This window comes from Mesorhizobium alhagi CCNWXJ12-2, from assembly GCF_000236565.1.
In the GTDB taxonomy this organism is placed as follows: domain Bacteria; phylum Pseudomonadota; class Alphaproteobacteria; order Rhizobiales; family Rhizobiaceae; genus Allomesorhizobium; species Allomesorhizobium alhagi.
The window spans coordinates 21,266-33,954 of the sequence record NZ_AHAM01000255.1 but is presented as its reverse complement, the minus strand read 5'-3'; the positions used below and the strand labels follow the sequence as shown (position 1 = coordinate 33,954).

General features: G+C 63.6%; 14 protein-coding genes and 1 pseudogene. 12 read left to right on the top strand and 3 right to left on the bottom strand.

Annotated features, from left to right (window positions below):
• Positions 1-127 precede the first annotated feature (127 nt).
• Positions 128-1,144: a helix-turn-helix domain-containing protein gene (locus tag MAXJ12_RS27020; RefSeq protein WP_040588298.1), complete on the top strand. Its 1,017-nt coding sequence runs from the start codon at positions 128-130 to the stop codon at positions 1,142-1,144.
• A gap of 96 nt (positions 1,145-1,240) precedes the next feature.
• Entirely contained in the window at positions 1,241-2,077 is an 837-nt protein-coding gene (locus MAXJ12_RS27015; protein ID WP_008839286.1) for a sterol desaturase family protein, read from the top strand.
• 9 nt (positions 2,078-2,086) lie between these two features.
• On the opposite strand, the gene MAXJ12_RS27010 is transcribed toward MAXJ12_RS27015, so the two are convergent.
• Entirely contained in the window at positions 2,087-3,103 is a 1,017-nt protein-coding gene (locus tag MAXJ12_RS27010; RefSeq protein WP_008839285.1) for a polyprenyl synthetase family protein, read from the bottom strand.
• 165 nt (positions 3,104-3,268) lie between these two features.
• On the opposite strand from MAXJ12_RS27010, the gene MAXJ12_RS27005 reads away from it, so the two are divergent.
• The 8 genes and pseudogenes from MAXJ12_RS27005 to moaB all read left to right on the top strand — a co-directional run bounded on the left by MAXJ12_RS27005 (position 3,269) and on the right by moaB (position 7,524).
• Positions 3,269-3,556 (top strand): DUF6958 family protein, encoded by a 288-nt coding sequence (locus tag MAXJ12_RS27005; RefSeq protein ID WP_008839284.1) that lies wholly within the window; start codon positions 3,269-3,271, stop codon positions 3,554-3,556.
• A gap of 50 nt (positions 3,557-3,606) precedes the next feature.
• Positions 3,607-3,831, top strand: coding sequence for a putative signal transducing protein (locus MAXJ12_RS27000; RefSeq protein WP_008839283.1), 225 nt, complete (start codon positions 3,607-3,609; stop codon positions 3,829-3,831).
• Positions 3,832-3,836: 5 nt separating this feature from the next.
• Positions 3,837-4,604, top strand: coding sequence for a tRNA1(Val) (adenine(37)-N6)-methyltransferase (locus tag MAXJ12_RS26995; RefSeq protein ID WP_008839282.1), 768 nt, complete (start codon positions 3,837-3,839; stop codon positions 4,602-4,604).
• A gap of 170 nt (positions 4,605-4,774) precedes the next feature.
• On the top strand, positions 4,775-5,608 hold the full coding sequence (locus MAXJ12_RS26990; RefSeq protein WP_420492398.1) for a S49 family peptidase: 834 nt from the start codon (positions 4,775-4,777) through the stop codon (positions 5,606-5,608).
• Positions 5,609-5,683: 75 nt separating this feature from the next.
• Positions 5,684-5,869, top strand: a complete 186-nt coding sequence (locus tag MAXJ12_RS26985) for a membrane protein (RefSeq protein ID WP_008839280.1) — start codon at positions 5,684-5,686, stop codon at positions 5,867-5,869.
• A gap of 1 nt (position 5,870) precedes the next feature.
• Positions 5,871-6,488, top strand: a pseudogene (locus MAXJ12_RS39900) (4-(cytidine 5'-diphospho)-2-C-methyl-D-erythritol kinase); the annotation flags it as partial.
• 123 nt (positions 6,489-6,611) lie between these two features.
• On the top strand, positions 6,612-6,986 hold the full coding sequence (locus MAXJ12_RS39895; RefSeq protein ID WP_139044058.1) for a hypothetical protein: 375 nt from the start codon (positions 6,612-6,614) through the stop codon (positions 6,984-6,986).
• Entirely contained in the window at positions 6,973-7,524 is a 552-nt protein-coding gene (moaB, locus tag MAXJ12_RS26975; protein ID WP_008839278.1) for a molybdenum cofactor biosynthesis protein B, read from the top strand. Before MAXJ12_RS39895 ends, moaB begins: the two co-directional genes overlap by 14 nt.
• A gap of 21 nt (positions 7,525-7,545) precedes the next feature.
• On the opposite strand, the gene MAXJ12_RS26970 is transcribed toward moaB, so the two are convergent.
• Positions 7,546-9,786 (bottom strand): FG-GAP repeat domain-containing protein, encoded by a 2,241-nt coding sequence (locus tag MAXJ12_RS26970; RefSeq protein ID WP_008839277.1) that lies wholly within the window; start codon positions 9,784-9,786, stop codon positions 7,546-7,548.
• A gap of 248 nt (positions 9,787-10,034) precedes the next feature.
• Positions 10,035-10,541: a glycosyltransferase gene (locus MAXJ12_RS26965; RefSeq protein WP_008839276.1), complete on the bottom strand. Its 507-nt coding sequence runs from the start codon at positions 10,539-10,541 to the stop codon at positions 10,035-10,037.
• A gap of 149 nt (positions 10,542-10,690) precedes the next feature.
• Between MAXJ12_RS26965 and MAXJ12_RS26960 the strand changes: the two genes are divergently transcribed.
• The gene (locus MAXJ12_RS26960) at positions 10,691-11,845 is read left to right on the top strand and encodes a PA0069 family radical SAM protein (RefSeq protein ID WP_008839275.1); all 1,155 of its coding nucleotides are present in this window, start codon (positions 10,691-10,693) and stop codon (positions 11,843-11,845) included.
• Positions 11,846-11,983: 138 nt separating this feature from the next.
• On the top strand, positions 11,984-12,682 hold the full coding sequence (locus MAXJ12_RS26955) for a ribonuclease HII (protein WP_008839274.1): 699 nt from the start codon (positions 11,984-11,986) through the stop codon (positions 12,680-12,682).
• The last annotated feature ends 7 nt before the right edge of the window (positions 12,683-12,689 follow it).

Sequence of the window (12,689 nt, the reverse complement as noted above, 5' to 3'; positions counted from 1 at the left end):
TTTTTGGCCAGGCCTGAGTATCCCGAGTGATCGCACATGGAATTCACCATCAGCCTCGTTGCCAGCGGCGACAAAGAGGTTTTACTGGACCGCGATGATATCGGAACCCTTGGACACGGCTGAAATTATGCTGCGCGCCGGAGCGGCCGCGCTGAACATGCTCATGATGGTGCAATTCGCGCGGTTGCGGCCGTTGCGGTTTGTCACGGCCGCCGGGGCACTGTTTTGCCTTGGCATAGCATCCTATACGTTCGTATCGGATCCCAGCCCGGGCTATCCGGGCGGGGCGCTCGTAGTGATGGCGGTTCTCACCCCGGTATTCTTTTGGTGGTTCGGGATCGCCCTGTTTCGCGATTCCTTCGAGTGGCGACACATCTATTTCGTGCCGCTCGTGCTGCTGCTGGCCTTCTATGCGCTGCGGCTGGGCGGCGGGCCCTATCGTGTTGCCGGCGCGCTGCTACACCAGGCAACCGTGATCCTGCTTCTGATCCACATCTTCTCTCTGGCGATACTGGATTTCAGGAACGATCTTGTCGACGCGAGACGGCGCTTCCGAGTGGCCATCACGCTGATACTTCCCCTGGTGGGCATCACGATCGCCGGCGTCGAAACTTATGCCCTCTATGGCGCGCTTCCCGTTTGGCTCGGTCCGCTCCATGCACTAATGCTTTTTGCGCTGTCGTTCCTGTTCGCCCTGTGGTTGACGGCGACCAAACCTGAACTCTTCGCTCTGAACGCGGAGGCTCCGCAGCCGAAATCCGATCTCCTGACGCCTGCCGAATTGATAGAACTCGAGCGGTTGAAGTCCGCCGTCTGCAATGGCGCATGCCTTGAACCCGAGATGTCGCTCAGCACGCTTGCAACCAAGGTCGCCATTCCGGAGCACCGCCTGCGGCGATTGATCGCCAAGGGGTTAGGCTATCGGAATTTCGCTGCCTTCCTGAACGCTCACCGCGTCGAAGAAGCCAAGCGGCGGCTTGCCGACCCGGCTAGGTCGCGCGAACAGATCGTGTCGATCGCGTTCGGTGTCGGATACGCGTCGCTGGCGCCCTTCAATCGTGCCTTTCGCCAATTGACTGGAAAGACGCCGTCCGAATATCGGTCGCAGGCGCTCTCGCGGATGATCGATTCCGGAAAAAATTGATCGGAACCGGAATTCAATCCTCGCTTCGGGAAGCGCGCAGACCGCCTTGCGGCAGTGCTGCAGGTTCCTTCCGCCATCCACGGAAGGAGACCGAAAATGTTCGACGCTTGCATCGACTACGCTACGCTGGCGCGTTTCGCCGCCGGCATTTATCCGTTTGTTCTCCAGGCCGACCTCTATCGCTATCTGATCGGCGCCGGAGGGACGTTTCTCGTCATCAACACACTGCTCGCCGGTTGGCTGGCGAAGCGCAAGATCCGGGTGGAGAAGCCGACCTGGCGCCAGATGGGGCGCGAAATCCTTGCCTCGCTCAGAACCGTGCTGATCTTCTCGCTGATCGGACTGGCGATCGCGGTCTCGGTGCGGCTTGGCCTGCTGACCGTATACGAAGATCCGGCAGCGCGCGGCTGGCCGTACTTCGTGATCAACGTTCTTGTCCTGATAGTCGCCCACGATGCCTGGTTCTACTGGACACACCGGATCATGCACCGGCCACGGCTCTTCCGCTGGTTCCACCGTCTGCACCACCGCTCGTACAATCCGTCGCCTTGGACTTCCTATGCCTTCGATGCGAGCGAAGCCCTCGTCAACGCGATCTATCTTCCGCTTGCGTTGATGGTGATGCCGACCAGCATCCTCGCCGCCTTTCTGTTTACGGGTCACATGATGCTGCGCAACGCAATCGGCCACTGCGGCTACGAGATCTTTCCGGCGCGTGCGGACGGGCGGCCTTTGTTCGACTGGCTGACCACCGTCACCCATCACGACCTCCACCACGCCCGCGCACGAGCGAATTTCGGTCTCTATTTCACCTTCTGGGACCGCGTGATGGGTACCGAGGATCCAAGCTACTACGGCGAATTCGCTCGTGCAGTTGGCCGAACATCGACAGGCCGCGCAGAGATCGCCCCTGCCGGACGTCCGTCGGAGTAGAATTTTCTCTCAGCCGACGCGGCTGATGCAGAAGTCGATGACATCGACCAGCGCGGCCTTCTGCGGCGTGGCGTCGAGCGGGGCAAGCGCATCGCGGGCGATCTCGCCAAAATGGCGGGCGCGCCCGATCGTGTCGGCGATCGCGCCGTGGCGCGTCATCAGGCCGATCGCCTTTTCCAGCGCCGCGTCATCCGCCGCGTCGGTTTCGATGGCGTGCTTCCAGAACTCGCGCTCGGCCCCCGTGCCGCGGCGATAGGCCAGGATCACAGGCAGGGTCACCTTGCCCTCGCGGAAATCGTCGCCGACATTCTTGCCGAGTTCCTTGGAGTTGCCGCCATAATCGAGCGCGTCGTCGATCAGCTGGAAGGCGAGGCCGAGATTCATGCCGTAGGAGCGTAGCGCGGCGCGGTCGGTGCGCGAGGCGCCGGCAATCACCGGCCCGACCTCGGCGGCCGCCGAAAACAGCGCCGCGGTCTTGGCCTTGATCACGGCAAAATGCTCATCCTCGGTTGTCTCCAGATTCTTGGCGGCAGCAAGCTGCATCACCTCGCCTTCGGCGATGATCGAGGCCGCGGTGGACAGAATATCCAGCGCGTCGAGCGAGCCGACATCGACCATCATGCGGAACGCCTGGCCGAGCAGGAAATCACCGACCAGAACGCTCGCCTGGTTGCCCCAGATCATGCGCGCCGTCTTCTTGCCGCGCCGCAGACCGCTTTCGTCGACGACATCGTCGTGCAGCAGCGTCGCCGTGTGCATGAACTCAACGCTAGTCGCGAGCTTGACGTGGCCGTCGCCGGAATAGCCGAACATCTGGGCGGCGGCGAGCGTCACCATCGGGCGCAGGCGCTTGCCGCCCGACGAGATCAGATGGTTGGCGATTTCGGGGATCATCTCGACGTCGGAGCCGGCCTTGGACAGGATCAGTTCGTTGACCCGGCCCATATCGGCCGCAGTGAGGCCGATCAGTTCCTTGATCGACGCTGATCCGCGCTTCCCGTTTTCGAGATTGAGAACGACACCCACGGCCAGCACTCCCGTCTTGGAACCGGATTTGATTTAGGGCGGCGATGGTGTGTCCGGCAAGTGGCGAATTGGCGCAGAAATTTGGGCGGGTTGTCGAATACGGCCAACGCGGTGCGTCCTGTGGCAGGATCGGGAGTGTCCGATTCGAGCCAGGGAGCCACTGCCATGACTAAGATCGCAATCGAGAACGTGAACCATCCGGGCAAGGTCGAGCGCGTCGACGCCGCCATGTTCGAGGCCATGAAGCAAGCGGTCCTGACGGTGCTTCCGGCAAGCGCACCCGGGATGACCGTCGGCGAGGTTCAGAGTGCAGTTCCAGCACACTTGCCGGAGACGCTTTATCCGGGCGGCGCCAAGGCGGGGTGGTGGATGAAGGCGGTCCAGCTCGATCTCGAAGCAAAAGGCCTCATCAAGCGCGAAAAGACAAAACCGCTCCGCCTGCACAGGGCGTGACGCCGCCCGCCCCCGTTTACATCGCGGCGGCGAACTGCGAACTTCCGCGCATGATTGAGCTCATCCGCACCAACGACGCCGTCATCATCTCCTTCGTCGAATCGCTGCTGCGCGACGCCGGCATCGAATGCTTCGTCGCCGACCAGAATATGAGCGTGCTCGACGGCTCGATCGGCATCCTGCCGCGCCGCGTCATGATCGGGGCGGACGACGCCATCGCTGCGCGCCGCCTGCTCACCGATGCCGGCATCGGCAACGAGATGCGCGAAGGCTAGCTTCGGTGTCCACCCAGACGATCGACGCCTTCCATCGCGACGGTTTTTTCCTCGTGCAGCCGGCGCGCGGCGGCCATCGGGCTGGCATGGACGCGCTGGCGCTGGCCGCCGCCGTGCCATCCGGCTTTGCCGGCAGGATCGCCGATCTCGGCGCGGGCGCAGGGGCCGCCGGCCTCGCCGTCGCCTCGCGCTGCCCTGCGGCGAGCGTCGTTCTCGTCGAAAACTCCCCCGATATGGCCGGCTATGCCCGGCAAAGCCTCGAGCTTCCCGAAAATGCGCGGCTTCGCGGCCGCGTCACGGTGCTGGAGGCCGATGTCGCGCTGGCAGGCAAGGCCCGCACGGCTGCCGGGCTTGCCGACAATTCCTTCGATTTCGCCATCATGAACCCGCCCTTCAATGCGGAAATCGACCGCGCCACGCCCGACGATCTCAGGCGGCAGGCGCATGTCATGGAGGACGGGCTGTTCGAAGCCTGGCTCCGCACCGCCGCGGCAATCGTCAGGCCGCGCGGCGGGGTCGCGATCATCGCCCGGCCGGCATCGCTCGGGCCGATCCTCGCCACACTCGCCGGCCGTTTCGGCACCGCGCAGATCGTTCCCGTGCATGCCCGCCCCGACGCGCCGGCGATCCGCATCGTGCTTCGCGCGACCCGCGGTGCGCGCGGCGGGCTGTCGATTATGCCGCCGCTTATCCTGCACGAAACTGCCGGCAACGGCTTTTCCGCGCGCGCCGAGGCGATCAATGCCGGCCAGGCTTCGCTTTTCGGCGACTGAGCATGATCCCAAAAGTTGCAGACTTTTTGGACAAGATCATGCGGCTGACACTTAAAAGACGCACGCAGGCGGGATTGCGGTTTTCCGGCGAATTCCTACATGCCAAGCAAAGATATGACCGGAGATCCCTGCCTGTGAAACAATTTTTGAGCCGTCTGCTTCCGAAGTCGATGCGGCCGGGCGTGGTGACGATCCCGGTCGTGCGCCTGCACGGCACCATTATGGCCGGCGGCGGCCAGTTCCGGCCGACGCTGTCGCTTGCGTCCACGGCGGGCGTTCTCGAAAAGGCCTTCTCTTACCCCGATGCCCCGGCGGTCGCCCTCTCCATCAACTCGCCCGGCGGCTCGCCGGTGCAGTCGCGCCTCATCTACAAGCGCATCCGCGACCTTGCGGCCGAGAAGAACAAGGACGTTCTGGTCTTCGTCGAGGATGTCGCCGCCTCCGGTGGCTACATGATAGCGGTGGCCGGCGACGAGATCATCGCCGACCCTTCCTCCATCGTCGGCTCGATCGGCGTGGTTTCGGCCTCCTTCGGCTTCACCGAAATGATGAAGAAGATCGGCGTCGAGCGCCGCGTCTATACGGCCGGCCAGAACAAGGCGCTGCTCGACCCGTTCAAGCCGGAAAAGAAGGAAGATGTCGAGCGGCTGAAGGCGCTGCAGCTCGAAGTGCACGAGACCTTCATCGACATGGTCAAGGAGCGCCGCGGCGGCAAGCTGAAGGACGATCCGGATCTCTTCACCGGCCTGTTCTGGACCGGCAAGAAGGGCCTTTCGCTTGGATTGGTCGATGCGTTGGGCGACATTCGCACCGTGCTGAAAGACCGCTACGGGGCCAAGGCGCAGCTCAAGCTGATCACGCCGCCGCGCGGACTGTTCGGGCGCAAGCTCGGCCTGTTCGGTTCTTCGGGCGGGTTTTCCGCGCCGGATATTGCGGGCGCTGCCGCGGCCGGCCTGATCGAAGCCGCCGACGAGCGCGCGCTGTGGGGCCGCTTCGGCCTTTGAGAACGCCGCAAAGCCGGCTATTGTCGGACGGCCAACCCGACCGGCAGCGCCGGAGCCAACAGGGAGGAGTAGAACATGCCGCAGCTTATTTTTTTCGCCCTGATCGGCCTGGTCGCGTATTTCGGCTACCGCTCCTTCGTCCGCGAGGCGGAGCGCGTCACCGCCAAGGTGCGCCGGCAGGAAAATGAGACGGCCAGCGGCGCCAACGGCACCTTGGTCCGAGACCCGGAAACGGGCGAATACCGCCTCGCCAAGGACTGACGTGGATTTCAGCGCAGCATCACTGGCCGAGCACGCGCCGGCCAAGATCAATCTCGCTCTGCATATCACCGGCCGCCGGCCGGACGGTTTTCACTTGATCGAAAGCCTGGCGGTTTTCACGAGGCATGGCGACCGGGTGACGGTGGCCGCGGCGTCCGAGGATTCCTTTTCGGCCAGCGGCCCGTTCGGCGCCGAGATCCCGCTCGATGGCGGTAATCTGGTGGTGCGAGCGAGGGATGTGGTGCGCAGTCTGGCCAACTTTCATTCCGTCCGACTACAGCCGGTATCGATACATCTCACGAAGCACCTGCCTATCGCTTCCGGCATAGGCGGGGGATCGAGCGACGCGGCGGCGACGCTGACGGCGCTGAACAGGCTATGCAGCTTCGGGCTTAGCCCAGAACAGCTCACTGAAATCGGCAAGGAGCTTGGCGCCGACGTGCCTATGTGCCTCCGCAGCAGCCCACTCATCGCGCGCGGAATTGGCGAGCAGATAGAGCCGGCCGCAGGCTTCCCGGCACTATCGTTGGTGTTGGTCAATCCGGGTGTGGCGGTTTCGACGCCCAAGGTATTTCGCGCACTCGCATCGTGGGAGAATGCAGGATTGCCGCCGCTGCCGCTCTTCAATCGCCCCTCACCCTTACCCTCTCCCCGTGAAGGACGGGGAGAGGGGGCCGCCAGCGCTGAGCGCAGTTCTGTTCTGCCGGTGGAGCCGGAGGAGAAGGACGAAGCGGCGGCGTTGATGCCCCCCTCTCCCCGTCCTGAGCTTGTCGAAGGATCACGGGGAGAGGGTAAGGGTGAGGGGCATTTTGCTTTTGAGGGTGAGGAGCAATTTGCCTTCGGCGACATTTGCCGCTGGCTCGCCTCCACGCGCAACGATCTGCAGGCCTCAGCCATCTCCATCGCTCCGGCCATCACCGAAGCCATCGAAGCGCTGACGGCCGCCGGCGCAACCTTCGCCCGCATGTCAGGCTCCGGCGCCACCTGCTTCGGCCTGTTCGAAACGCCCTCAGCCGCCGCCCGCGCTGCCGCGCAAATCCAGGCGCGCCAGCCCGGATGGTGGGTGGTCGCCACCGAAAGCATCGCTTCGAAGGATTCTGTCCATGCCCCGGCTTGACGAGACCCGCCCCTTCATTCCGGTCCGCATCGCGGTGCTCACCGTCTCCGACACGCGCACGCTGGCGGACGACAAATCCGGCCAGACGCTCGCCGACCGGATAGCCGAGGCGGGCCACATTCTTGCCGACCGTGCCATCGTCACCGACGACCGGGAAAAGATCCGCGACACAGTGCTCGCCTGGTCACGGGATGAAAAGATCGACGTGGTCATCACCACCGGCGGCACCGGATTCACCGGCCGCGACGTGACGCCGGACGCATTGGAGCCGATCTTCGAAAAACGTATGGATGGCTTTTCGGAAGTGTTTCATCGCATCTCCTACGACAAGATCGGCACCTCGACCGTCCAGTCGAGGGCGACGGGCGGCGTCGTCAACGCCACCTTCGTCTTCGTGCTGCCCGGCTCGCCCGGCGCCTGCAAGGACGCCTGGGACGGCATCCTGAAACCGCAGCTTGACTACCGCCACATGCCCTGCAACTTCGTAGAGATCATGCCGCGACTCGACGAGCATTTGAAGCGCGGCATGACCAAGTGAGCGCCAGCGTCAGTTCGACACTCAATATTCGAACGTGCTCGTCCAATCGGGCGAGGCGCCGGCGGCGATTTCCGCTTCGCTGAAGAAGTGGCCGATGCGCTTGAAGTCGCCGACCAGCACGCCACCGCCGGGGGCGGCACCGAAACGTCCGGCAAGCCCAAAAAGACTGGGCAGCCGTCCCTCGAATATGGCTTGGAAATTATACGTCTTGAGCCGGCGCCACCGTCCGCGTCCGTCGTCGGACACCCACCAGGTCAATTTGGCCGCACCGGATCCGGCTGCCGCGCCGCCGATCACCTCGAGACGGATCAGGTCGTCGATATTGTTATGGTTGAGATCGGCGATGAACAGTGATCTCACTGCATCGCCATGATGCTGGTTGAGCCTCCGCCATGTCCCGCGCGCGCTCTCGGAAATCGCCCAGCGGCCGCCGTCCACGGAGAGCACATCGGTCACGCCGTCGCCGGTGAAGTCACCGAAGCGTAGTTCGCCCATCGGCTTGCCCGAGCTTTGCACCGGCTGCCAGTCCGGCTGTGCCAAGGAGGTAACGAACCACTGGCCGTCGGCACCCCGCATGAAGGCATGCGTGGTCCGGCGGGTCACGCCCGGCCTGTGGTCGCGTTTGTTGGGATCGAACTGGCCGAAGGCGACGTCGGCGAGCCTGGCTCCGAAGGAGCCGATCGGATGCCAGCGCCCACGGCCTCCGCTCGAGATAACCCAGGCCCCGCGGTCCTCCGCCAGAACGTCGCAGCGCTGGTCGGCGTCGAAATAACCCAGGCGAATGTCGCTGAGCTTGTCTTTCTGCGGGCCGAGATACGCCCACGGAAACTCACCGAAACTCGAGAACCAGAAGCCCGCGCGAGTGGCAAGGAATAGATCGTCTATGCCATCGGCATCGAAGTCGCACACGCCATAGCGGCCGTATGTATCGGTTTCGATGATGTTACCAGCGCCTATATCGACATTCTGCGTGGTCTGGAGCGCAATGGCGTCGTCGCCCCAATCGTCCTCCAGCCCTTCATGCGGAAAGACGTTGCCGCGAATGTACGCCGCGACATGGGGTTTTCCCCTAATCTTGATCGCATTGTCGTTGCGATACTGGAACGCATTGTCCGTGAACCAGGACTGTACGGCCGCCTGGCCGCAGCTATAGGCGATGCAGCCGGTGCCGTGGATATCGAAAATATGCGTCCAGGTGTTGAACATCCTGCCGTGATAGCCGCCGCCCTTCAGCACCAGGTTTCGGGTCGCGTCATAACCGCCGGCATGGCCTGACGAGGCGATCGCATGGCGGTTGAAGTCGAACAGGTTTTCGGTGATCTGCGCCCAGGCGCCGTGATGAACATCCACGCCATAGCCCGCGGCATGCTGCGTGAAGGGATTCGAGTCGCCGTCGTTTTCCTCCGACGATTCATGCTGATTGTGATGGATGTAGTTGTTCAGGATGCGGACCTGCTCCGGTCTGCCGATTCTGTCGCCCGGACGGTTCGACGGCGGCTCCTGGCCTGGGCCATGACCGCCATCATCGAGAACGCGTATCGCCGCGCCGCCCCAGCCGGCGATCTCCATATTGGATATTTCGATGTCGAGGCATCGAAATATGAAGATGCCGAACTGATCGACGGTTTGCTGCCCACGGCTCGGACCCTCGACTCGGAAGCCTGAAAGGTGGACGTGGTCGCTCGGCGTATCGTCGCCCACATCGCAACGGATGGACAGGAAGGAGCTTGCGACGTCCCGCGCGTGCTTGCCGAATTTGAGAAGAGGGCCGGGAGAACTGGGCGTGCGGGCGGAGCCGACGGGAAGTTCCGGCCGAGGCTGCTCCAACGTCAGGTCGGAGAGATCGACCACATCGCCCGGACCCAGGCGCCTGGCTAACGCAGGCGCTGTGCGCGAAAAGATCTGGCCCGAGTTAGCGGGCGGGAAAGCGGCGACGCTCTTGACCGTCACGCAAGGGCCGAAGCCAACTGGCACCAGGCCGGGTGCATCGGAGAAATCGATAGTGACGTTTGGGCCTAACAGAATTGTCGCATTGGCCTGCTGCGCCTTATCGAACAGAAGCTGCCGCATCTCATCATGCTTCGCCTTGTCAATCGCCGGATTCGCCTCCCTGATCTCGACGGTCTCAGGCGCGGGATCGATCGGACATCCTCCCACCGACGGCACAATTTCCAAGTCCTGCTGCCGAATATCGGGGGTCTGCGCGCCCGCCTGAGCCGTAAAGAAAGCCGCAGAAGTAACCGCGATCAGGAACCGGAGCATGGGAACCTCACGATATCTGGCAAAGCTTGCGATTGCACAATCAGATTTCAGTAAAATATCAGAAAAACTCAGCGATGAAAACTACCCATTTGTCCCGTCGATATGTATCGACAAGCAAAACTATGACTTATCAAGAAAAACTGGTAAGATAATTTCGACGACAACCTTAGATAAACGTTAGATAAGCCTTTTCACTGCACTGGAAAGCAGCGCCCCTTTCTACGTCACCATGTGTATGAAGAAGAGCCTCACACCGGCGGTGCGATGCGGATCTCCGCAGCCAGCCGCTTCGTCGCCAGTCCGCGCGCCAGCGCTTCGGAACTGCCGGCCGACTTACACAACGCCGCAGCCTGCATCTTGCTGACCACCAGCCCCTCGGCCAGCGCGCGGCGCGCCGAAAACACCCGCGCCAGGAACGGCGTCCGGTCTGCCCGGGCGCGCGAGAATCGCGCCGGCCCGGTCGTGCGGCCGATATGCTCCAGCACTTCCTCGGTCCAGCCCTCGACCAGCCGCGCGCCGGGTTCTATGAGGAGCAGCCAGTCGCCCTTGGCCTGCCGCACGCCTGCCGTAATGCCGCCCTCGGCGAGGTAATGGCAGCCCGCCTGGTCGGCGACCTTGTGCGTGTTGTCGGTCGAACCGCGGTCGCAGACGATCACCTCGCGCACCACGCCCTCGACGGCCGCGCCGATCAGCGAAGCCAGCGTGCGCGCCAGCGCTTCCTCGGAATTACGCGTTTCAATGAGCACGGTCAGCATCCCTGCCGAATAGCCCAAAGCCGCCCGACGCACCAGTTGCCCATTGCGGAACCAAAAAGTTCTTGATTTGTTCTCCTAGGGAACATAGGAATAGTTTCATGAGAACAGCGATTCGCAGACCGGCGGACATGCCTTGGGAAAGGGCGAAAATGGAACAGATCGTGCGCGCCGATATCGCCGCCTTCGGAGCCGGACGGGCCGAAATGGCGAATGCGATGGTCGAGCAGAGCGGCGTTCGGGTTCGGCCTGACCGCAATCGCGGCCGCGCCGCCGGCATCAATCCGAGCGGCCGTTTCGAGCCGGTGACCCGGCACGTCTTCGACGATGGCTGGAACTCGATCGACGAGCTGCCGCCGTTCAAGACCGAGGTGCAGGTCGAAAAGCCGCGCACCATCATCACCCGCAACCAGTCGCCGGACATTTCCTTCGACCGCTCGATCAATCCCTATCGCGGTTGCGAGCATGGCTGCGTCTATTGCTTCGCCCGGCCGACCCACAGCTTCATGGGCATGTCGCCGGGGCTCGATTTCGAATCGAAGCTGTTCGCCAAGCCCGACGCGGCCAGGCTGCTCGACAAGGAGTTGTCGAAGGAAGGCTATCAGGCCCGCACCATCGCCATCGGAACCAACACCGATCCCTACCAGCCGATCGAGAAGCAGTACCGCATCATGCGCGAGGTGCTGGAGGTGCTGGAGGCGCGCAACCATCCTGTCGGCATCGTCACCAAGTCGGCGCTGGTGATGCGCGACATCGACATATTGTCGCGCATGGCCGAGAAGGGCCTCGCCAAGGTGGCGCTGTCGGTGACGACGCTCGACCGCATGCTGGCCCGCACGATGGAGCCGCGCGCGGCGACGCCGACGAGGCGGCTCGAAGCCATCCGCCAGCTCACGGATGCCGGCATCCCGGCATCCGTGATGGTCGCGCCGATCATCCCCGGCCTGACCGATCCGGAGATCGAGCGCATCCTGGACTCGGCGCGCAACGCCGGAGCGCGCGAAGCCGGCTATGTTATCCTCAGGCTGCCGCTCGAGGTCAGCCCGATCTTCAAGGACTGGCTGCTGCGCCATTATCCCGACCGCTACCGGCATGTGATGTCGCTGGTGCGCTCGATGCGCGATGGCAAGGACTACGATTCGGAATGGGGCAAGCGCATGAAGGGCAGCGGCCCTTACGCCTGGCAGATCGGACGGCGCTTCGAGATCGCGGCGCGACGGCTCGGCCTCAATGTCGAAAAGACGCCGCTGCGCACCGATCTCTTCGTCGCAGCCGAAAAGCGCCACGAGCAGCTCATGCTGCTCTGAGGAGAACTCCGCGCCCATTTGCGCGTTGAAAGAACCCGTCCGGCTTTTCCCCGCAGCCCGACGGCGCCTTCCCCGCCCCGCCCCAATGGCCGGGAAGGCCTTGCGGAGAATCGGAACCGATGCGAGCATTGCCGCACAATGGCTCAATCGCGTTCCGATTCTCCGCTCCTCTTCGAGATCATCGAGCGGCCCGACTTCTCCTTCGAACGGAAGGCGAAGAGGCAGGGCCTGTGGCCGGTCGCCGGCCTCGACGAGGCCGGCCGGGGACCGCTCGCGGGGCCGGTAGTCGCCGCAGCGGTGATCCTCAATCCTGCAAAGATTCCCGATGGCCTGGATGATTCCAAGCGGCTGACGGCGGCGCGGCGCGAAGAGCTGTTCGCCGAAATCATTTCAACCGCGCTCGGCGTCTCGATGGCGTCGGTCAGCGCCGACGGCATCGACCGCCTCAACATATTGCGCGCCAGCCTGGAGGCGATGCGCCGCGCGCTGATCGGCCTGCCGATCGAGCCGCGCCATGCGCTGGCCGACGGCCGCGACATACCGCCCGGCCTGCCCTGCGGCTGCCGTGCGCTGATCAAGGGCGACCAGCGCTCTCAGTCGATCGCAGCGGCCTCGATCGTCGCCAAGGTCATGCGCGACCGCATGATGGCGGGCTGCGCCCAGACCCACATCCATTACGGCTTCGACAGCCATATGGGCTACGCGACGGAGCGCCACCGCGCCGCGATCGGCGTTCACGGCGCCGTGCCGCGGCTGCACCGCGCCAGCTTCGCGCCGTTCCGCCTCGTCGAAGAAGGCCTGGCCGAAATCAGCGAAAGCCTGATCGAGGAGGCATGAAAGCCGC